Annotated in this window: 20 protein-coding genes; 10 read left to right on the top strand and 10 right to left on the bottom strand. The window is 39.5% G+C overall.

Features of this window, described 5'->3' with window-relative positions; genetic code table 11:
- Positions 1 to 163: 163 nt before the first annotated feature.
- Genes BMY21_RS04765 through BMY21_RS04755 form a run of 3 tightly spaced genes read left to right on the top strand, consistent with a single transcriptional unit; the run spans position 164 to position 2,765 of the window.
- The gene (locus BMY21_RS04765; protein ID WP_177177716.1) at positions 164 to 805 is read left to right on the top strand and encodes a lysophospholipid acyltransferase family protein; all 642 of its coding nucleotides are present in this window, start codon (positions 164 to 166) and stop codon (positions 803 to 805) included.
- A gap of 50 nt (positions 806 to 855) precedes the next feature.
- Positions 856 to 2,466: a PP2C family protein-serine/threonine phosphatase gene (locus BMY21_RS04760; RefSeq protein ID WP_074641395.1), complete on the top strand. Its 1,611-nt coding sequence runs from the start codon at positions 856 to 858 to the stop codon at positions 2,464 to 2,466.
- Positions 2,463 to 2,765 (top strand): ATP-binding protein, encoded by a 303-nt coding sequence (locus tag BMY21_RS04755; RefSeq protein ID WP_218141025.1) that lies wholly within the window; start codon positions 2,463 to 2,465, stop codon positions 2,763 to 2,765. The genes BMY21_RS04760 and BMY21_RS04755 overlap by 4 nt, the downstream gene beginning before the upstream one ends.
- A gap of 97 nt (positions 2,766 to 2,862) precedes the next feature.
- Here BMY21_RS04755 and BMY21_RS04750 read toward each other — a convergent pair whose 3' ends face one another.
- Positions 2,863 to 3,162 (bottom strand): STAS domain-containing protein, encoded by a 300-nt coding sequence (locus BMY21_RS04750; RefSeq protein WP_074641393.1) that lies wholly within the window; start codon positions 3,160 to 3,162, stop codon positions 2,863 to 2,865.
- A gap of 36 nt (positions 3,163 to 3,198) precedes the next feature.
- Positions 3,199 to 4,176, bottom strand: a complete 978-nt coding sequence (locus BMY21_RS04745) for an SUMF1/EgtB/PvdO family nonheme iron enzyme (RefSeq protein ID WP_074641392.1) — start codon at positions 4,174 to 4,176, stop codon at positions 3,199 to 3,201.
- 167 nt (positions 4,177 to 4,343) lie between these two features.
- On the opposite strand from BMY21_RS04745, the gene BMY21_RS04740 reads away from it, so the two are divergent.
- Positions 4,344 to 4,958, top strand: a complete 615-nt coding sequence (locus BMY21_RS04740) for a flavodoxin family protein (RefSeq protein ID WP_074641390.1) — start codon at positions 4,344 to 4,346, stop codon at positions 4,956 to 4,958.
- Between the two features lie 167 nt (positions 4,959 to 5,125).
- Positions 5,126 to 5,821 (top strand): aspartate/glutamate racemase family protein, encoded by a 696-nt coding sequence (locus tag BMY21_RS04735; RefSeq protein WP_074641388.1) that lies wholly within the window; start codon positions 5,126 to 5,128, stop codon positions 5,819 to 5,821.
- Here the strand turns inward: BMY21_RS04735 and BMY21_RS04730 are convergent.
- Entirely contained in the window at positions 5,788 to 6,693 is a 906-nt protein-coding gene (locus tag BMY21_RS04730) for a DMT family transporter (protein ID WP_074641947.1), read from the bottom strand. The genes BMY21_RS04735 and BMY21_RS04730 overlap by 34 nt on opposite strands.
- A 181-nt stretch (positions 6,694 to 6,874) precedes the next feature.
- Here BMY21_RS04730 and BMY21_RS04725 point away from each other — a divergent pair, with 181 nt between their 5' ends.
- Positions 6,875 to 8,209 (top strand): MATE family efflux transporter, encoded by a 1,335-nt coding sequence (locus BMY21_RS04725; protein ID WP_074641386.1) that lies wholly within the window; start codon positions 6,875 to 6,877, stop codon positions 8,207 to 8,209.
- Positions 8,210 to 8,255: 46 nt separating this feature from the next.
- The gene (locus BMY21_RS04720; RefSeq protein WP_074641385.1) at positions 8,256 to 10,706 is read left to right on the top strand and encodes a glycoside hydrolase family 127 protein; all 2,451 of its coding nucleotides are present in this window, start codon (positions 8,256 to 8,258) and stop codon (positions 10,704 to 10,706) included.
- Between the two features lie 8 nt (positions 10,707 to 10,714).
- Here the strand turns inward: BMY21_RS04720 and BMY21_RS04715 are convergent, their stop codons facing one another.
- The gene (locus tag BMY21_RS04715) at positions 10,715 to 11,200 is read right to left on the bottom strand and encodes a YkgJ family cysteine cluster protein (RefSeq protein WP_074641383.1); all 486 of its coding nucleotides are present in this window, start codon (positions 11,198 to 11,200) and stop codon (positions 10,715 to 10,717) included.
- 18 nt (positions 11,201 to 11,218) lie between these two features.
- Complete coding sequence (locus BMY21_RS04710; protein WP_074641381.1) at positions 11,219 to 12,382, bottom strand: diacylglycerol/lipid kinase family protein; 1,164 nt, start codon at positions 12,380 to 12,382, stop codon at positions 11,219 to 11,221.
- Positions 12,383 to 12,639: 257 nt separating this feature from the next.
- On the opposite strand from BMY21_RS04710, the gene BMY21_RS04705 reads away from it, so the two are divergent.
- Complete coding sequence (locus BMY21_RS04705) at positions 12,640 to 14,013, top strand: hypothetical protein (protein WP_074641380.1); 1,374 nt, start codon at positions 12,640 to 12,642, stop codon at positions 14,011 to 14,013.
- 2 nt (positions 14,014 to 14,015) lie between these two features.
- On the opposite strand, the gene BMY21_RS04700 is transcribed toward BMY21_RS04705, so the two are convergent.
- The 4 genes from BMY21_RS04700 to rsmI all read right to left on the bottom strand — a co-directional run bounded on the left by BMY21_RS04700 (position 14,016) and on the right by rsmI (position 17,097).
- Entirely contained in the window at positions 14,016 to 14,834 is an 819-nt protein-coding gene (locus BMY21_RS04700) for a TrmH family RNA methyltransferase (protein ID WP_074641377.1), read from the bottom strand.
- On the bottom strand, positions 14,834 to 15,982 hold the full coding sequence (locus BMY21_RS04695) for an iron-containing alcohol dehydrogenase (protein ID WP_074641376.1): 1,149 nt from the start codon (positions 15,980 to 15,982) through the stop codon (positions 14,834 to 14,836). Before BMY21_RS04695 ends, BMY21_RS04700 begins: the two co-directional genes overlap by 1 nt.
- A gap of 98 nt (positions 15,983 to 16,080) precedes the next feature.
- On the bottom strand, positions 16,081 to 16,368 hold the full coding sequence (locus BMY21_RS04690; RefSeq protein ID WP_074641374.1) for a flagellar biosynthesis anti-sigma factor FlgM: 288 nt from the start codon (positions 16,366 to 16,368) through the stop codon (positions 16,081 to 16,083).
- A gap of 21 nt (positions 16,369 to 16,389) precedes the next feature.
- Entirely contained in the window at positions 16,390 to 17,097 is a 708-nt protein-coding gene (gene rsmI, locus BMY21_RS04685; RefSeq protein WP_074641372.1) for a 16S rRNA (cytidine(1402)-2'-O)-methyltransferase, read from the bottom strand.
- 96 nt (positions 17,098 to 17,193) lie between these two features.
- Between rsmI and BMY21_RS04680 the strand changes: the two genes are divergently transcribed.
- A complete protein-coding gene (locus BMY21_RS04680; protein ID WP_074641370.1) occupies positions 17,194 to 18,429 on the top strand; it encodes a hypothetical protein in 1,236 nt (411 codons plus the stop codon).
- Here the strand turns inward: BMY21_RS04680 and BMY21_RS04675 are convergent.
- On the bottom strand, positions 18,426 to 20,192 hold the full coding sequence (locus BMY21_RS04675; RefSeq protein ID WP_074641368.1) for an AMP-dependent synthetase/ligase: 1,767 nt from the start codon (positions 20,190 to 20,192) through the stop codon (positions 18,426 to 18,428). The genes BMY21_RS04680 and BMY21_RS04675 overlap by 4 nt on opposite strands.
- Before the next feature lie 57 nt (positions 20,193 to 20,249).
- On the opposite strand from BMY21_RS04675, the gene BMY21_RS04670 reads away from it, so the two are divergent.
- Complete coding sequence (locus BMY21_RS04670; RefSeq protein ID WP_074641366.1) at positions 20,250 to 21,422, top strand: C40 family peptidase; 1,173 nt, start codon at positions 20,250 to 20,252, stop codon at positions 21,420 to 21,422.

Genomic DNA, 21,422 nt, shown 5'->3' with positions numbered 1-21,422 from the left:
TTTTTCATTATGATATTCTCAACTATTTGAACATCATTTTAAATAATGTTATTATTGACTTACTTGGCTGATTATGAATAAAAAACGTGGCATTTCAATATTGTTTAAGGCAATTTCAAGTAATTTTTTCAAAATCGTAGTCTACTATCCGAAAATGGTGTATATGGCGTTTCATCAGAGTAAATATACGGAAGATGAAATGTATGCCTATTGTCTAAAGATGATCACGTTTGCCATTGAAGAGTCCAGACTTAAGGTAGTTCCATACGGGCTTGAAAATATTCCGGAAAAAGACGGTTTTTATATCTGTTCAAATCATCAGGAAAAATTTGATCCACTTGCAATCTGGTATACATTTCCAAGGAAGGTTGGGGTTATTCTGGATGATAGCGTTACTCACCGGCCTTTTATTCGTGAGGTTTGCAGGCTTATAAAATCGCAGAGACTTTTAAAACGAAATACTCATTCTGTTGTAAAGGCTTACAGCGAAATTACAAAGGACCTGAAAGCGGGCTTAAACTACATGGTTTTTCCTGAGGGCGGCTATGAGAAACAGGATGGAAAGCTTGGCGAATTTATGGCAGGCAGTTTTAAAAGTCCTCAGAGAGCTCACTGTCCAATCCTTCCTGTTGCTATTGTTGATTCTTTCAAGATTTTTGATAAAGGCTTTAAAACAACTAATCCTATTCAGGTTCACTATCTTAAACCAATTGCCCCGGAAGAATATGATGGAATGTCTACTACTGAAATTGCTGAGCTTGTAAAAAATCGTATTCAGGAACATCTTAATATCTATCAAAAATAATTTTTCTCTTTCCTCAATTATGATGTATAATTTTTATTGAGGTATTTCTGATGAAAAAAAAGTTTCGCATTTCTGTACTTGGCCTTGAACTGATTTTTGGCGCGGTAATTTTTGGTGCCTTTATGTGTCTCGTAAACAGTTACAATGGTTACAGGGAATTTAAGCGGGAACTGGAAATTATTTACGGAACTGTAACAGAACAATTTGCTCAGACAGCTGCAACTTACATAGATGGCAGCAAACTTGAATACTGGCTTAATGACGGTCCAGATGCTGAATGGGAAGAGACTAATCAGCGTCTGATTGATATTACAGAAGCCTCAGAACTTGTATATGTTTATGTTACGACTGTTGCTACAGATTTCAAATCACGGACTTATGTTTTTGATACTGTAAACAGCAAGGAATTGAACAGTAAAATAATTGAACTCGGTTATGTTCAGTCTCTTGAAAAGAAAGACGAGTTTTATATAAGTAAGTTGCGAAGTGTAATTGAACAGGGTAATAATTATAGTATGTTCTCTTATAAAAAAGGAGGCGGCCATGTTACTAGTGCTGTTCCTCTTTTTGATTCTGCAGGAAAACCGTGTGCGATTGTCAGTGTCGTAAAGCCGATGCATGAAATCAAAGCGTACAAAAAGCGCTTTCTTCAATCTATCATAATCTGGGCGCTGGTTCTTACTGCTCTCTTTATTGCTCTTTATGCGCTATTCCTTTATCTGGGAATTATTCGTCCTATTCTTTTTGTAACATACGAAACCAGTCATTTAGCAGAACATCACGGTGAATTAACGGGACTTCTGGAAAAAATCCACGGTCATAATGAAATCAGTATTCTTGCAAAATCTGTAAAAAAGATGAGTAAGGATTTGAATCAGTTTATTGAAGACCTTACTGTTGCTACTGCAGAAAAGGAACGCCTTGGAGCTGAACTGAATGTTGCTAAGCAGATTCAGGCCGAAATGCTTCCGCGTGTGTTCCCGCCTTATGATAATCACAAAGAACTTGAGCTTTTTGCTTCAATGGAGCCTGCTAAGGAAGTTGGCGGTGATTTTTATGATTTCTATATGATTGATGATGACCATTTTGCGGTTGTTGTTGGTGATGTAAGTGGTAAAGGTGTTCCTGCGGCTCTGTTTATGGTTATTACAAAAACGCTTCTGAAGGATACTGCGGCGCACGAGTTTAATCCTGCCAAAATCTTTGAACATGTGAATACAATCTTATGTGAAGGAAATGAGAGCGGATTGTTTGTTACCTGCTGGATGGGTATTCTGACTCTTTCAACTGGTGAACTCAAATTTGCAAATGCAGGCCATAATGCACCTCTGATTATGCAGAATGGTGAAATAAAATATCTTACAACTAAACCTAATTTAATGCTTGCCGGGATGGATGGTATTCCTTATACAACGCACTCTACAACTCTTGCAAAAGGTGACCGGCTCTTTATTTATACTGACGGTGTTACTGAGGCAACTAATTCAGAAAATGAGCTTTATGGAGAAAACCGTCTGCTTGAAGTTATGAAATCTGCTGGAAATAAAACTCCTCGAGAGGTGCTTGAATTTGTTCGCAGTGATATTGATGCTTTTGTAAAAACTGCACCTCAATTTGATGATATTACAATGCTTGAACTTTTATTTCAGGGGGTGGAATGAAGCAAATTATAATAAAAGCTGCAGATGAGAGTATGCAGGCTGTAAATGATTTTATTCATTCTCAAATTCCTTCTGATTGTGATGAAATGATTCTGAATCAAATTGATTTAGCGGTGGAAGAGATTTTTGTAAATATTGCACATTATTCAGGGGCTGAAGAAGCTGAAATCTGTTGTGATTTTGCCGTAGATGGGGTTGGAACTGGCATTCTTAAAGTTGTTTTTTGTGATGGTGGAAAGCCGTTTAATCCGCTTGCACGGCCAGACCCGGATCTGACCTTAAGTGCAGATGAACGGTAAATTGGCGGGCTTGGAATTTTCCTTACAAAGAAATTTATGGATTCGGTTGAATACGAATTTATTGACGGGAAAAATAAATTAACAATAAAAAAATGTATTATTCGACAGTAAGAATGCTGTCCATTCCAGTTGCTTCGAGTACCTGTTTTGTGAATGCAGACGGTGAACGGATAATCATCTTTCCACCAGTTGGAAGCATAAGTTTGTGTGCCAGAAGAACAACACGAAGTCCTGCACTGGAAATATACTGAATATTCTGAAGATTCAGATACAAGGTCTGAGTATCTTTATCAATCTGTTTAAGCTTTGCTTCAAGTTCTGGGGCTGTACCTGTATCAAGGCGGCCGCTGATTACGAGTTCGAGAGAATTTGATGATTTATTTTCTGTAATTGTCATATTGCTATTTTCTCACCATTTTATTTATTTTGCAAGTTACATTGTATCGCCAAGGGCACTGCAGCAAACTCTGAATCCAAGGCTGCTGCTCTTTCCGTTTGGTGCACTTCCACTACGATAGAAAACTGTACACTGCTGAGGATCATCGAGCCAGCTTCCTCCTCGTTTTACATGCATATCACCTGTACTTGGACCATGTGGATTAGTTTGTGCGCCTGTAGGCAGATTTGGTACGTAATAGTCCCAGCACCATTCAGAAACGTTTCCGCACATATCATAGAGTTTTAATCCGTTAGGATCTTTTGTTGCAACATCGTGACTTGTAATTCCACTGTTTTCACCGTACCAGGCAACCTGATTTATATTTGTGCTTCCTGCATAAGGACTTGGGGTAGAGGTCTTTCCATCTCTGGCAGCATATTCCCATTCAGCTTCGGTTGGAAGTCGGTATCCGTTTGCAGTAAAGTTACAGTTGATTCGTTTCCATACTGGGCTTGTTGCTTCAAAAGCGCTTAAATCAGTTGTTGTTCCAATACTGTAGCATGGCATAAGACCATTAAGTTTGCTGAGCATATTACAATAGATGATTGCTTCACACCAGTTTACGCTTTCAACCGGATGATTTTCACCCTGAAGTTTTGAAGGGTTTTTACCCATTACATTAGCATACTGCTGCTGAGTTACTGGTACTTCACTTAAATAATAACTTACAAGAGTAACGAGGCTGTTGTGAGAACCTCCTCCCATTACAAACTGGCCTCCAGGAATCAAAATCATCTTTGGATTTTTTCCTAAAGTTACACGTGGCTTTTCTGAGGTTTGTGCTGCTCCATCACCTTCTTTTACAACTTTTACAGGAACGCCACAGCGCGAACAGAATTTGTCCATTGTGCTGAGGGTGTTTCCGCATTCTTCACAGGAGCGTAAAACCTTTACATCGCTTGTAGGATATCCACAATTAAAACAAAAATGAGCTTCATCTGGAAGCATAGTGCCACATTTAATACATTTCATAAATAATATTATAAACCATATCCTGAAATTTAGGAAATAAATCCTTTATAAACGTTTTAGATTGGGCTCTGGAATAGCATAAACGTTCTTTTTTAATAGAGAATTCTTCTTGTTTTCTGCCCTCCCTTAAAATATCTTATAATTATATTATTTTATAAGAGGTTGATATGAAAGTTCTTTTGGTAAATGGAAGTCCACGTCCAGACAGCAATACTTTGCTTGGATTGCATGAGATGGAAAAGATTTTTGCGGCTCAGGGAATTGAAACTGAGATTTTTAATATTGGAAATAAAGATATCCGCGGTTGTATCGCCTGCGGAAGATGTGGAGAGCTTGGACATTGTGTTTTTGATGATGCAGTTAATGAGTTTGCCAAAAAACTTGAAGCTGCTGACGGAATGGTAGTAGGAACACCTGTTTATTATGCTGCTCCAAATGCTACTGTACAGGCTTTTTTACAGCGTCTTTTCTATAGCAGCCATTTTGATAAGACAATGAAGGTTGGAGCCGGATTTATCTGTGCACGACGTGGTGGTACTACTGCTGCTTTTGATGTTTTGAATAAGTTCTTTACAATAAGCGGAATGCCTATCGCTACAAGTCAGTACTGGAACAATATTCACGGAGGAGCCGCTGGTGAAGCTGCTGAAGATGCAGAAGGTATGCAGACTCTCCGTGTTCTCGCCCGTAATATGAGCTTCCTTATGAAGTCCATAGCTCTCGGAAAAGAGCAGTTTGGCCTCCCTGAAAAAGAAACTCATCTATGGACAAACTTTATTTAAGCATCAACCTTCGCTGACAGTGGTTCCAGCCTTAGTGTTCAAATAAATTATGACATTTTCCGAATTTATGTAAAAATATGACTATTTATGATGTTGATAAGGTGCTTGCGTATTATATATAATTATTTTTAATAAATAAAATGCATAATTAAAAAAAAGAGGTATTTATGAAAAAAATTGGACTGATTGGTGGAACTGGACCTGAATCTACGCTTGTATATTATAAGGAACTCAATACCAGAATAAATAATAAGCTTGGTGGAATTGGTTTTCCTGAAATAGCAATCGAAAGTTTGAATTTGCATAAGGCATTGGATCTTGTTGCAAAAAAAGAATATGACGAACTGACAGATTACATTGGTGCGAAAATCCAGAATTTGGAAAATGGTGGTGCAGATATAATTGCGCTAACTGCAGCAACAATGCATGTTGTTTTTGATAAATTAAAACCAGCTGTCCATAAACCATTTATAAGTATTCCAGTTGCAGCTGCAGAATATGCTGTAAAAAAAGGTTTTAAAAAGGTTGGACTTTTTGGAACTATTTTTACCATGGAGCAGGATTATCTTTCCGGAGCGTTTGTTGCAAACGGAATTGAAGTATGTACACCTTGCAAAGAGGACAGATTAATTGTTCATGATCATATTGCAAATGAACTTGAATATGGAATTGTCAAAGAAGAATCTCTCAAAGAACTTATTTCGATTATTCAAAAAATGAAAGAAGAGCAGGGAATTGAAGCTCTTATATTGGGATGCACAGAATTACCTTTGGCATTGAATGATAACAATTGCCCGGTTCCTTGCCTTGATATTATGGAAATTCATATTCAGAAACTTGTTGAATTATCGACCTCTGCATGACTGTGAGTGTAAATATAATTCACAACTGCCATTGAGATGATAATTATATAGCCTGCAAGACTCATCCAGTCTGGTATCTGACCGAAGAACACCAGACCAAACAGGGTAGAAAATAAAACCTGTGAATAATCGTAAATTGAGATTTTGCTGGCAGGTGCGTGATAGTATGCTGCAGTTACCGAGAACTGTCCGCCGGCAGCGCAGCCACCTGCACAACAGAGTAATAGAGTCTGCTTTAGGGTCATAGGATTAAAACTTGTAATTAAATACGGTACTGATAGCAGCATTGAAAAAGCAGAGAAAAACAGAATGATGATTTTGCCGTTACAGTTAAGATAGCTCAATTTCCTGATGCTTGCATATGCAAGACCAGCTCCAACGCCACCCATAAATGCTGCAAGTGTTGGAATCATCTGTGTAAAGTTAAAGGATGGTTTTACAATCAGAATTGATCCTGAAAAAGCAATGATGATACAAATCAGCGGAACAGTTTTAATCTTTTCCTTTAATATTATAAAGCAGAAAAGAATTGTGAAGAACGGAGCCATTTTATTGAGAATGGCCGCATCTGCTAAAAGAATGTGGTCTATAGCGTAGAAGTTTCCGAATACACCGACAGAGCCTGCAATGGCGCGTAGAAAAAGATAAAGCATTGCACCCTTAGGAATCTGAATGGCTGCCCTCCCGTTATGACGTGCATCGCGAATAGTTCCGCCAAGGGCAATAAAAAAGGCAACTGCGTTTCTGAAAAAGGCTTTCTGTATAAAATGAATGTCGCCTGCAAGCCGAACAAAAACGGCCATCAGAGCAAAGAAAAATGCAGAGCAGATTATAAAAAAAATACCCTTTGAGGTGTTTGACTCGGGCTTCATTTCTTTAATTATACTACATTTTTTATGGGTTGTCATTATTACATAAATTCTGTCATCCCGAACTTGTTTCGGGAGCTTGTTTATAGATGTTGAAACTAGTTCAGCATGACATGTATCATACATATTTCAAATATAATTATACAATTTCACTAAACTGCTGAGCGTTATAATAGATAGTGAGATGAAATCAAATATGATTAACATGACGGAAGGAAGTCCTGTCCGCCTGCTGCTTACTTTTTCTGTTCCAATGCTTAATGGAAACATTTTTCAGCAGCTTTATAATCTTGCAGATTCAGTAATTGTAGGCCAGCTTATTGGAGCACATGCACTTGCTGCAATTGGAGCCACAGGTTCTGTTACTTTTTTCTTTTTTGCGCTCTGTAACGGAATTGGAACCGGCGGTGGAATTATTACATCACACTTTTTTGGAGAGGGAAATGATGAAAAAGTAAAGGTTTGTATTGTAAATACGGCGTTTATCATGGTGCTAGTTCCTCTTGTGATTGGTACAGTAGCATTTTTTACAACAAAGCCTCTTCTTGTTTTTCTGAAAACTCCGGAATCAATTCTTGATGAGGCTGCAGCTTATATGAAAATTATGTGTTGTGCCCTTCCTCTGATTTCCATTTATAACTTTGTTTCTTCTATGCTTCGAGCTCTTGGAGATTCAAAAACTCCGCTCTATTTTCTGATTTTCTCATGCATCCTCAACGTAATTCTCGACATTATTTTTGTTTACTTTTTGCATCAGGGAGTAGTGGGAGCGGGAATTGCAACTCTGATAGCAAATTTTGTCTGTGGACTTTTGTGCCTTACGTTTGCTTTCAAAACAAATCCGTACTTTAAACTTCATAAAAAAGATGTTCGCCTGGATGCAAATATTTTGTGGAAGTGTACAAGACTCGGTGTTCCAATTTCACTTCAGTTCTCTCTGATTGCAATTTCCTGCATGGCACTTCAGCGTGTTGTAAATAACTTTGGTCCGGTTACAGTTGCAGCGTTTACCGCAACCAGCCGAATTGAGCAGTTAATTCATCAGCCGTATCAGACACTTGGTGCAGCTCTTTCAACTTTCAGTGGACAGAACTTTGGCGCTAAGAAGAAAGATCGTCTCATTCTTGGTTACAGAAAGAGCATGCTGATGATGACAATCTTTACACTTGTGATGATTCCAATCATTCAGATTTTTGGAAATGGAGTTACAAGAGTTTTTGTAAAGGATGCAGAAGTAATTTCTATGGGTGCGCAGGCGCTTAGAATTTCCAGCTGGTTCTACATTTTCCTTGGACTGATTTATATGGTGCGCGGTGTTCTTAACGGAGTAGGCGATGCAACCTTCTCTCTGATTAACGGAATTACAGAGGTAATTGGACGATTTACAGTACCAATTGCTCTAACATCTATTGCGGCTATCGGCGTATGGGGAATCTGGTGGTCTGTGGGAATTGTGTGGTTCCTGAGTGGATTCACAGCTTATCTCAGATATTTGTGGGTAAAAAATAAAAAGATATAGAAGAACTCGTCATGCTGAAACAAGTTCAGCATGACGTGGAGGTAATATGATTAAGGCTTTCAATCTTGGTGATGTAATTCTTAAGGATGATTTTTTTACAGAGGTTACTCAGAAGGATGTTGATTTTCTGAATAACTTTGATCTAGACAGACTTCTTTATAATTTCAGACTAACTGCCGGCCTGCCTAATAAGGCAAGTGGACCTTACAGTGGGTGGGAAAATACAAGAATCGGCGGACATACACTGGGGCACTATCTGACTGCCGCTGCCCAGGCTTGTGCAGGTGGTTACGGAGATTGTTCAGGAACTGACGGAGTAACTCTTAAGGCCCGTTTAAAACTCATAATCGAAGGACTTGCAGAATGTCAGAATGCGACAGGTACAGGTTTTGTTTTTGGTGCCACTATGGCAGATCCTTCTAAGCCTGAACTTCAGTTTGATAAGATGGAAGCTGCTGATTATAACGATACCTGGGTGCCTTGGTACACAATGCATAAAATTGTGAATGGGCTTGTGGAGACTGCAAAGCTTGCAGATAGTGACACAGCCCAGCGTTCACTTGAAGTGGCAGAAAAACTTGGTGAATGGATTTATAACCGTACCAGCCGCTGGACAGCTGAACAGAGAGACCATGTACTTGCCGTTGAATATGGCGCAATGAACGACTGCCTTTATGAGCTTTATAAAGTTGCAAAGGCCGCTGGTTATGAGAACGCAGTGCATTTTAAGAATGCGGCTCATGCTTTTGATGAAGAAAAACTTTTTGAAGATGTTCTGGCAGCCAGTCGTGAAGGTGGCAAGCCTGATGTTCTGAATAACAAGCACGCAAACTGTACAATCCCGAAATTTGTTGGCGCTATAAACCGCTGTGTAACTCTGCTTGAAGAAAGCGGGGCTGCGGCCGAACAGCAGAAATATCTTGAGTACTGTAAGGCCTTCTGGAAAATCGTAACGGAGCGTCATACTTACATCACAGGTGGAAACAGTGAGTGTGAGCATTTTGGCCGTGATAATATTCTTGATGCTGAACGAAGTAACTGTAACTGCGAAACCTGTAATACTCATAATATGCTCAAATTAACCCGCACACTTTTCATGCTGACAGGCGAGAAAAAATATGCAGATTATTATGAGAATACTTTTGTAAATGCAATTCTTGCTTCTGTAAATCATGAAACTGGAATGACAACTTATTTTCAGCCGATGGCTACAGGTTGTTTTAAGACTTATTGCAATATTGATGTAAATAAAAACTACTTCTGGTGCTGTACGGGAACTGGTCTTGAGAATTTCACAAAGCTTGGAGACAGTCTGTATTTTTATGATGAAGACACGCTTTATGTGAATCAGTTTGTAAGTTCGGAAGTAAGATGGCACTCTAAGAACGTAGTGATTTGTCAGAGTTCGGATCTGCCGGAAAGTGGAAAAATTGAATTAACTGTGAAGGCGGGTGAGTCTGATTTTACAATCGCTATTCGTATTCCAGACTGGGTTGCCGGCATTCCTTGTTTTATGATTAACGGAGTTTCTGCAAGTGCAACAAAAGACATTGATTATTTTTATATTAAACGAAGCTGGAAGAATGGAGATAAGATAACTGTTGATTTCCCTATGGAGATTCGTGCGTATAATCTTCCGGACAACAGCCGCTGCTTTGCGTTTAAGTATGGACCGGTGGTTTTGGCTGCGGAACTCGGCCGCGACAGTAAAATGTCTTTGAGACAGGTCGGGGTGCAGTGCGATGTTTGTGCAAATAAGATTGTCCGCGGACTCGAGATGCCGCTTAATGGAAACTACGGTGGAACCAGTGGACTTAAACCGCTTGCTACAGAGACACTGCTGGTGGAAGAACCAGTAGATGAGTTTATGAAGAATATCAATAAACATTTTGAAAAACAGGAAGGTTTGAGATTTATTCTCAGAAATGCAGACTGGTATGGAACTCTTTGTTTTACTCCGTATTATAGAATCAATAATCAGCGATATGGTATTTACTGGTTGTTCACTGATTCTCAAGAAGAAATCAGAATGCTTGAGACTATGGCACAGAGTTCTGCAGACAGCACCGCAAACTATATTGAAGGAATCGGTGTGGGCTATGGTGCTCAGACAGAAGGTAATGAAACAACCTGGCCATATATGCAGGAAACTGGAACTGGTTCTGTTGCTGATCCTCACGAGCTTACCCGTTATGCAAAGGCAGGCGGAAGTTTCTCGTATATGTTTAAGGTTCTTCCAGATGAAGATAAAAAGATTTATCTGGATTGTACTTTCCTGAAAACAGATGAAGGTAAGCAGATAATTATAAAATCCGGTGACACACTGATTGCAGATTATACACTAAGTTGTGATGGTGATGATGAGAAGTTTGTAAAAAGCTTTGAATTACCACAGTCTCTGACAAAAGGTCAGAAAGAACTGAGAATAGAGTTCAGCGGAAAAGATGGTAATGAGTCGGCACGATTAGTAGCCCCGGTAAGTACAAGCTGGAAATAAAACGGGCGCTATTCTCCGTTAGCAATCATTGCTTCTACCTCTTCTCTGTGAAGAGGTACATTATCTGTATAAGCCTTTTTGTTTTTTTCGATTTCCTCATATGGCCACACGCGTCCTTTGTTCATACCAGGACACTCGGCGGCACATTCATTCCAGGTCTTTTCATCAGCAATCATCCATGACCAGAATGGATAAGTTGAACACTGAACAGGTCTAGCCTCATAAGCAGAACAGCCATTTTCCCAGAGAATACAGTCGTAATTCTTTTTTTCAAGAAGAGCCAGTACCTGAGTTCCATAATAATAATCTGCCCAGCGACAGTATTTTGCAACAAACTCAGCTACTTTCATGTTAAAGTGAGAACAGAGAGTCATTAAATCTCGTTTAGAAAGATATACAAAGCCAGGAGAATGACCGCAGCAATAAGAGCAGCGCTGGCATTCAAAGTGGAGTCCATTTTTATAAAAGCAGTTTTCAGAGTTTTCGTTTTCCATCAGATTGACGTATTTATATCACAAACTGACAGGTTTGAGAACCCTAAGACATGGATCTGTAAGTTCCATAATGATTGGAAAATGTGCAGGAGTCAGAAGAACAGTTTCTCCATCACACTGCAGCAAAATAGACTTATCATAAGAAAGCCGGATCTTTTCTACACTATGAAGAGTAGCAAGTTTAGTTCCCTTAAAAGAACCATCAACAAAGCGATGATTATCCTTTATTAAAGTCCATAGTGAGATTTTTGGAGCAACGCAAAGATTGTTTGAATCTGGAAGAATATTGTGACCACCACCATAAACTCTGTAGCCTGAAGCGCCAAAGGCAAGCAGAGTAATAGGTAAATTCAGTTCTCCAGACTTGTTTTCTCTATTTTCAAAAAGTTCAATTGTTACAGTTCCTGAAGGAAAAACTTTATCGTAAGTAAAGCCGCTCAATGGAACACATAGATGATAAAAATTTCCAGGTAGTCTTTTCTTTATAGTATTAGTCATATGAACTACATAGGCATCAAGGCCAATGCTGGCAATATTGAAGGCATACCACGGTGCACAGAAATTTATATCACCATATTTTGCCGGATCTTTCCCATAGGATTTTATAGCAGCTTTATCAGGTTCATTCTCAGGGTAAATACGAACAGCCCTGTCATTAGCAAAAACAAGGCCACCCTTCAGCAGTTCAATTGTTTCTTCGATTTTGTGGCCATCAGTTCCATCATTACCGGTTCCAAGTGGAAGACGCAGAATCGTAATATGATTCATAATTGCATCATTATGCTTAGGCCCCTGCATAGCTTCTTTAAAAAGTGCAGTCTGAACTTCAAGAGATGTGCCATCTCCGCCTGCAGTAACAATCATGCTTTCTGAATCAGGTTCATCAGTTGCAATCAGCTGGGCAACGACTGATTGAGTTAAATCCTTTGCGTGTCCTGCATATTCAGTAGAAAAAATCTTATAGGAAACAGAAGTGGCACATTCCGGCTGGTCTTTAATAGCATCATAAACATCAGAAAAGTATCTTTTAAGATGTTCTGATTTCTGGGGATTTGTAAAACAGCCTGCAGTCTTATTGGCAATAAAATAAAGATATACTCTCTTTTTACTCCAGAGTTTATTTCGGGCAACCAGAGCGCTTATGCATTCTGCAATATCCTGTGGAGTCAATTTTAAGTCCATAGTTAACTATAAGTCTGCTTCTCTATTTTAGTCAAATAAAAACGTTTTAGTTATCGGTTTTTATGAATGCAGAATCATTTTTTTTTGCATTTTATGGTATTTAGGGTATATAATATTAAAAAGTATATATGGATGATTTAGAAGAACGCTTGGAAATCGACAGGGATAAAATAAGAGTCTCCGTCGGTTTGCAGTTGCCAATAGAGATGACCTCATATACGTTGCCGAGAAATACCGAAGTGTATATTCGCAGTGTAATGGAAATGTTTCTGGAAGAGTGTCATCAGGATCATCTGAAGGAATATCTTAATTTCTGTTTAAGCGAACTTCTTACGAATGCCAAAAAAGCCAATACAAAGAGAGTTTACTTCAAAGAAAAAGGGCTTGATATAAATAATCGGGATGATTACGAAAAGGGTATGGAAAACTTTAAGATGGATACCCTTACAAATATAGATCATTATCTTGAACTTCAGAAAAAAGCTGGCCTTTATATAAAACTTTCCTTAAGAATTCTTGCCGACAAAATCTACATAGAAATCAGAAACAATTCAACACTTACAATATTTGAAAAAGAACGTATCCAGCAGAAACTGGACAGTGTTCAGCAGTATAAAGAAATGGACGAGGTTTTCACAAATGTACTCGATCAGTCAGAAGGTGCCGGACTTGGTATCATTATCATCATTCTTATGCTGCAGAAGGTAGGACTCTCAAAGGACAATTATCAGGTCCTTTCTGAAGGCAATGAAACTGTTACAAGAATTATACTTCCTTGTAATTCAACAGTTTTCTGTGGTGTTGAAATGCTTTCTTATGAGTTTGTAAATCTAGAAGATTCAATACCAATTCTGAAATCTCATTTTGATGAAGTAAGTAAGATGGTCAATGTTGAAGGAACAGTGGATCGTAAGGCTCTTTATGATGTAGTCAGAAAAGATTTATCTCTTTCAATTTTGCCATTCAGATATGTGCTTCAGCAGGATAAACAATGCTTCAATCTTCAGAAGGCAATAGCTATGCTTTCTGATTATGATTTGAAATTTATTTACAGCGAAAGCAATCCTCATAACCGTCTGGTTGAGAACTCTGAATATTTTGAACAGATTTTGCTCCATTCAAGAAAGGTTGCTTACTATGCATATAATCTTTATAAGAACTGTACTTTTAAAGATACTTTCCCACAGGATGAAGAATATATGTACCTGCTTGGTCTTTTAAATAGTATGGGTGCGGTTCTTCTGGCAGGGGCAAGTAAAAATCAGCTTGAATATATCACAGAGTTAAGTAAACAGTATCCTGAATATGGAGATAATATTCTGGACATGTTCATGCATAGAAATGCGGCAACTTATCTGAGTCTTGTAGCTTCTAAACGATATGGGTTTGATTCGGGAGTTTGTTTTGACCTTGTCGGCTGGAATGGACTTTCTATAGTGCCTGATAAAGATAAGAACAGAGTTGCTATTCTTCATGTTGCCGAAACAATTGATTTTTATTCCCGTGGAATGGTTGATTTTTATCAGATTGATAGATATGCCCTTAAACTTTTCAATATTGTTGATGAGCGTCAGTTTAATAAGCTTGTAAGCGATTTAGAAGCAGGTTATAAGAAAGAGTACGGCGAATAAAACTATTGAAGCGACTCTACCCATTTTTGCATTAAAATTCCAAATGCCACACCAACGTTTAATGAAGCTTTAAGCCCTTTCATTGGGATTGTTACTGTGCCGTAGGTGGCGCGGGTGAGGGCCTCGGGGCTTACTCCAAGTTCCTCGGAGCCTATGATGCAGATGCCGCGTTCAGGAAACTTGAACTCTTCGATTGGAGTTCCGCCGGTTTCCAGCGCGAAAACGGGAATATCTGAGGGCAGCTGTTCAAGGGGAACACGGTCCCAGCCCATGGTTTCTATACAGCCCATTCCTGAGCGGATTGCTCGCGGCTGTTCAGGATCAATACAATGCGGTGAAATTAAAACTTTTTCGGCGCCCATTGCTTCAGCGGTACGGAAAATTGAACCGATGTTAAATGGCGAGCGGATATCTTCTGCGTATACACAGACTCCCGGGAAAAAGTCGCGGGCGCGGACGGTGCCGTCTTCTGTGGTCGGGTCAGCATGTGGCGCGATAACGAGATCCCACTCCGCAGGAAAGGTTCCGAGCAGTTCCAAAAGTGTGTTGCGGGCGTAGTTGCACACACGAAGCTCGTCGAGTGGTTCTGTCTGCAGCAGCGTGCGCAGCCGCGCGCCGGCTTCCTCGCTCAATTTAGGATCCCGCAGTAACACAGCCGCAACCTGCCGTATATATTCGGCGCGCGGCAAACTCGTAAAAGTATACTCCGTACCTTTTTCTGCAATTCCGAGAATATCGCGCTCAAGCGCTCCAAATGTAAGTGCTAATTTACGGCGTTTCTGTCCGCCCTCAAGTTGAAAAAGTTTGCCGGGTTCTATCATTAGTAAGCCAACTTCACAAAATCAAACAAATCATCTGTTGTCATGCTGCGAGGCAGGTTGTTCATAAGATTAACAGCCTTAATATCCTCAACCGGCAAAGACAGTTGTTCAATTGTCAGGTTTAAATCTTTTAGACGGGTAGGCAGGGCAGATTTTGCAATCTTCTGACGTACGTACTCAATAAACTGTTTAGCAGCATCTTCACCGCTAGCTTCTTCCGGGCATGCACGGATAATATGAGCAAGCTTTTCAACCTTTGCAAGCTTAAATTTTGTTACATCTTCAAGCTGGAAAGGCAGCAAAATAGAAGAAATAAGAGACTTACTCTTGTGATAACGAGAATAGATACTCAAAGAAAGCAGAGTTCCAATTCCAACGCTTGAAGCTGCAGCTCCAAGAGAAATCAGACAGCCTGCCTGAGCAAGCAGAACTTCAGCAGGAGTTGTAATATCCAGAGTAGGTGAGCCGTCGAGTGCATAAGAAAGAATCTCGAGGCCCTTTTCTATAAACATATCGCTGAAGAAGTTTGCTTTCTGAGAAAGATAAGCTTCTACTGCAATTGAAATCAAATCAATTGAAAGTGTAGATTTCTGGTTATCTGTAAGTGTGAGCATTAGGTTAGGATCTGTAAGTACGAGCTTGCATACACCACCCTGAACGCGAAGGAATTTAAGCTGATGGCTGCGTGAATCTACAATTGGAATATCCTGTGTAAACATAAAAGGACTTCTGTAAGTTGTAGGAATACAGATACATGGAATTGCGTTAGCTGTAGGAAGTGCACCATCTACGAAATTATAAAAATCATGTACTTCGTTGTAATAAGCAGCAACTGCACGTCCAACCTGAATTGCTTTTTCTCCACCAATTGCAATAATACCGTGAACGTGACCTTCTTTAGCAAGTCCGAGTGCGCGTGAAATAACCTGTGTAGTAGGACCTTCGGCCAGTTCTGCAAATACAAAGCTTTCAATTTTACGGTCTATCAAAGACTGCATAATCTGACCGGCGAGCTGTGCTTCATTGAGCATAGGATCCATGATTACCATGTAGCGTGAGCCCCATTCATGAACCTGAGCGCCAAGACGGCTGATTGTATAAGGCCCTAAAATAATATTTGGATTTATTCTGAATGCTAAATCTGCCATTTTTTTTCCTCTTCTCTCCTAATTCTCCATTTTTATGTCTCTAAACAAAAAAAGACGGAAGCGTGTTCCGTCTTTTGAGAGTCAATTAAAGGCCGCTATTAGAGTCCAATTGCAGACAGAAATTTGTCTGCTGCCGATTTAATTACGGCATCATTCAAATAATTTGGATCCTTGAGCTTTTCTTTAACGGCTGCTACGCGATCTGCTCTTACATCTGGAGTTTCATTTGCAACTTTTTCCAGGTAGTAAGCTTCAGCCATCTCTTTGGCTTCGTCAGATACGCTGATAGAATCGTATTCGCGGTCTACCTTTGCAGAGCTTTCGGTTTTGCGGAGATTCTGAACATTGTTCAGTGGATTTACACTGTTTACACCATTTATCATCATAACGTCCTACCCCTCTACCTTTTAATTATCGGTAGATTCATCAGAATTCTTAATATTTTTTACACCAGAAATAAAAACTGCAAACTCACCTTTAATAGCTTGTCGCGAAGAATAATCATTGTACAGGTCAACGGCCGTTCCACTGGTTATTTCCTCGTGCAGTTTTGTTAATTCACGTCCTACAACGATGCGCCGGTTACTTTCAATATCGGCAATGTCCGCAAGAAGTTTAGTAATTCTGAACGGACTTTCGTAAATTACTACCGCATTTCCGGTTTCCATCAGCTCTTTCAGACGGCTTCGACGTCTGCCTGGCTTTGGAGAAAGAAAGCCTTCAAAAATAAGTGTTTTACCGCCCGTACCCGCAACGCTCACAAGAGTTGCAAACGCAGCAGGGCCTGGAATCGGCACCACATCAAAACCTGCCTGGCGAACAACATCAACAAGAACAGCGCCCGGATCAGAAACTCCAGGAGTTCCTGCGTCACTAGCATAAGCAACGTCATGTCCTTCTTCCAGCAGTTTGACTATCTTTTCCCCAGCAACTCTTTCGTTTTGGGCCCTGCAGGAAATAAGCGGCTTTTTAATCTCAAAATGATTTAAAAGCTGCAACGTATGGCGGGTATCTTCAGCCGCAATATAATCTACGCTTTTGAGCGTTTCGATTGCTCTGTAAGTAATATCCCCAAGATTTCCTATCGGTGTTCCAACAACAAAAAGCTTTGCCACGCATATATTATAGAATGAAACGGAAGTGCTTGCAAGTGAAATATATATATAAGAAAAAAGATAAGAAAAGACGCATTTTTGTCCGATATTTTTAATATGAGTAAGAAATCCGGAAAAAACAAGAAAAACACTAAGAAATTTGAAATCAAAAAGCTTTTCAACAAGAAAACAATTATTTATAGCATCAGTACACTTTGTGCTATCCTGCTTATTATTGGTATTTGTGTCGGAGTTAAAATAAACCGTAAGCGAAAAGCCGACAGAACTGTCCGAGTCGCTTTCTACGGCCTTTCTCAGGAGATGACAGAACTTCTAAAAGCTCAGATTCCTCAGGAAGAGAATATTATTCTTGATTTTGATGTTATTTCTGAAGGAGATTTTGACCTTCAGATTATAAAAGCTAAATACGACATGCTTTTTACCTGGAACGGAGAAATTACATCTGCACTTTCCGGAGTTGCAGAGGATATTCCTGCTAAAGTATTGGAAACAATACCAAGCTCGCTCAGAAATAAAAAATGCATTCCGATTGTTCTTGATCATTGTGAACTGGCTTTCAGTACAGAAGTTATGAACAAAATCAAACTTGAGATTCCTATGAGCTATAAAAGTTTGACTGATTATTTGAATACTGCTAAAGGCGCTGTATTCAGTCCGTTCTTCTGTAATGGTGCTGAAAATCGTATTCTGATTGATTTTATCGGTGCTCTTGTGATGGCAAAAGGTGGTCTTTCTTCTTATGATAAGCTGATTGAAGAGCTTCGAAAGGCAGAGAATCTGGAATCTGTTATTGATGTTGTTCTTGATGGTCAGAATCTGACTCTTCATTCAATTCTTGATGAACTTACAACCTGGCCAAAGGAAGGACTTACTCATCCTGCCTGGTTTAATGGAAAGGGAAATGACCTTTTGTTCTTTGCAGAAGATAAACAGCTTTCATGTTTCTTTACACTGCTAAGTGAACACAGAAAAATACCTTATAACGTAATCAAAAACTATGAATCTTCTTTGATGCCGACAGATAAGAATGCAGAAAACTATGGTTTGATTGCACCGGCTGTTTCGGTAATGCTGCTTTCTGACAATTCAAACAGTAAACGATATGTTGGAGCCTTCTTTACAGAAGATGCACAGACACTTCTTTCTGATAAAACTGCTCTTGCACCGGTACATTATAGGGCACAGGCTTATGACCGCCAGGCAGATGATGTCCGCTTCTGGGCAGCATCATGCAAAGGCGGCGCCCAGCCAGACCTTTATTATGCAGTCTACCAGCGCCGCCCCGACGATTTAATCAAAATGTGTTCAGAAATCAGAAATTATGTACGCTAGTAAGTCTTAGGCACGAAATTTCTCTTTACTTTCTGAGAAGTTGTCATTTCAAGAGGTTCTTTTAGCAGTGTTACTTTAGAAATCTGAGAGTAAGCCTGGAAGTTTTTGTTTACTTTGGCTACTATTTTCTGAACTGCTTCAAGCACCTCATCCTGAACAAACTCATTATTTCGTTCAAATCCTAGTGATTTATACAGATCATCACTAGGATAAATAAGTGCTTCAATCTCTTCAGAAGTCTTTTCATCATCTGCATAATAACCGCGAACTGTTATCTGCTGAATTCCATCATACAACTGGAATGCATCTTCAATTTCTTCAGGATAAACGTTCTTACCACCGCTTGTTACAATAAGATTCTTGGCACGACCGCAAAGTTTAATAAAGCCTTCGCTGTCGATGCTTCCAAGGTCTCCGGTTTTAAGGAATCCATCTTCAGTAAACATAGCCTTGGTTTCTTCAGGCATATTATAGTAGCCCTGCATAACCATAGGTCCTTTAACTGCAATTTCACCAACTTCTTCAACACCTTTCTTGGTAATCACTTTTTCCGGATTAAGGATTTTGATTTCCTCGTAAGGTGCAAAAGACATGCCGACACTTTCACTCTTAAAGTGTTCAACCGGGTTTAATGCAATAATTGGTGAAGTTTCTGTAAGACCGTAGCCCTGGATAAAATCAATACCCATAGCGTTGTACTGACGGCAGACACTTGCAGCAAGAGGGCCGCCTCCCGAAATTGCAACACGGATTGTATAAATACTTGCCTGTTCAAGGACTGTTTTAAAGAGCTGTTTTCCAGGATTTACATGGAAAACCTTTTTAATCATATAAGAAAGCCAGCTCACAAAAGCGAGAAACCCTGCAACAACAGGTCCTTTTGATTTAATGCCTCTTCTGATTCCCGAAAGCAGCTTATTATATAGAAGAGGAACACCAAGCATGACGGTGATTTTTCCTTCTTTCAGTTCTTTGAGCAGCTTAGAAACAGCCATACTCTTTCCGAATACAATTGAAGCACCGGTCTGCAGCGGGTTTATAAAGGCTGCCTGCATTGTATAAGCATGGTGAATTGGAAGAAGAGCGTAGAAAACATCTGTGTTATAGTGATTAAAGTTCCTTTGTGCAATAAAGCCATCAGAAATAAGATTCCTGTGGGAAAGCATTACGCCTTTTGGCTTTCCTGTGGTTCCAGAGGTGAACAAAATGGCTGCAGTATCATATTCGGTAGCAGGTTCATTTGGTTCAGGTTTAGCTTTTGCCTTCAGATTATAGACATATCGTTCGCCGGCTTCCGGATTCAGCGAATATATTTTAACCCCGGGACAATTGTTTTTGTAGTAAAAAGCTTTATCGTCGTCACAGAAAACAAATTCAGGCTTTGCTGTGTTTACGATATTTACTACTTCTGGTTCGTGTAGTCCGTTATCAACAGGAACAACAATACCACTTGCAAAAAGAGCAGCAAGGTAAGCTGTCGCCCATTCGGGAGAATTCTTTCCCATAACGGCAACCCGGTCTCCTTTTTTAAGACCGTTTTCAATTAACCAGTCGGCAAGTGCAGTCACATTCGCAAGAACTTCGTTGTAGGTTTGAGTGCGCTTAGAATCTCCTGGTCCATCAAAGGCTGTAAAGCACGGACGTTCTCCGTTTCTTTTAGCCTGAATGCGAAGGAGTTCAGGGAATGTAGGCCATTCACCTTTGAACTCTGAGCCCCTAAAATCATCAAGGTACTTCCATGGAATATTATTTATCTCTGCCATATGATATATTTTAAGTCTGAAACTTAATTTTTGCAAAAAAATATCGACAATATAAATATGATGATTATAGATAAGGCTAAGGCTTTTTTAACTGAAAAAAGTGCCCGAGCGGCTGCTAAAAAAACACTTTCTCTTATGCTTCTTGTTTTCTGCATGTGTTGTATAAAACTTTGCGCAGAAGATACAAGTCCTGCCGAAGCACAGGTTATGCGTGAACAGTTTGTTACTGAAGCAAAAAAGCATGTCGGAGCACCTTATGTACTTGGTGCAATCGGCCCGGATAAATTTGACTGTTCTGGTCTTGTTTATTATACCGCTCGTGAATCAATCAAAAAGCAGCTTCCTCGTACTGCAAAGGCTCTTTATAACTATTGCCGTATTGTTCCAGATAAGGATAAGGAAGTTGGTGATCTTCTTTTTTTCAAAACAAATAATACTGCACCAATCACACATGTTGGCATTTATATAGGAAATAATCAGTTTATTTCTGCAATAAGTGATGGCCCTAATACCGGCGTTATTATTTCATCTCTTAAACAGGATTACTGGAAGCCGAAATATGTTGCCTGCGGACAATTTTTGCCTTCAGGTAAACGAAAGGCAAATTCAGATTCTAATGAAACAGATTTTGAAGAAGAAGATTTTGTTGATGAAAAGAAATCTTCTGGAAACTCTGGCAGTAATATAAGCTTTAAAGGCAGCAGCTATTATAATCCAAAGGCAGAAGGTCTTGATGTCCTTGCAGCAGATGCCTCTCTTTTCTGTGACTGGTCTTTGATATCTCCTAATTCCTTTATGTTCCAGTGGCGTGGTATTGATTTACATACAAACGTGCGTTACACAAAATGGCCTCTGGAGCCAGGATTTGGTCTCGGTTTCAGATTTAATTATGGAATGGGTGTTTTCCAGATTCCGCTTATGTTCTCTGCAACTGTAAATGATTATTTCAGATTCTATGCGGGCCCGGTAATTACTTTTGGAAATGCACGAATGATGGTAACTGGAGAAGACGTAAAGGCTTCTGTATTCCCGGGAATTATAGGAGTATCACTTTCAACTCCGTCTATTGCAATTGGAAAGGCAAAAGCTCAGCTTGTTCAGGATATAAGTTATACTGTTTTCAACAGACCTGATAATTCTGCGCTTTCCTTTACAAACTCTATATCTTCCGGTCTTGTATTTTTTACAGGTGTCAGGGTAACTTTGGGTATTGGAAGTTTGTTTAAATAG

It is taken from the genome of Treponema bryantii (assembly GCF_900111035.1).
GTDB lineage: Bacteria > Spirochaetota > Spirochaetia > Treponematales > Treponemataceae > Treponema_D > Treponema_D bryantii_C.
The sequence above is the reverse complement of the archived record's forward strand: the minus strand, read 5'-3'. Positions and strand labels throughout refer to the sequence as shown.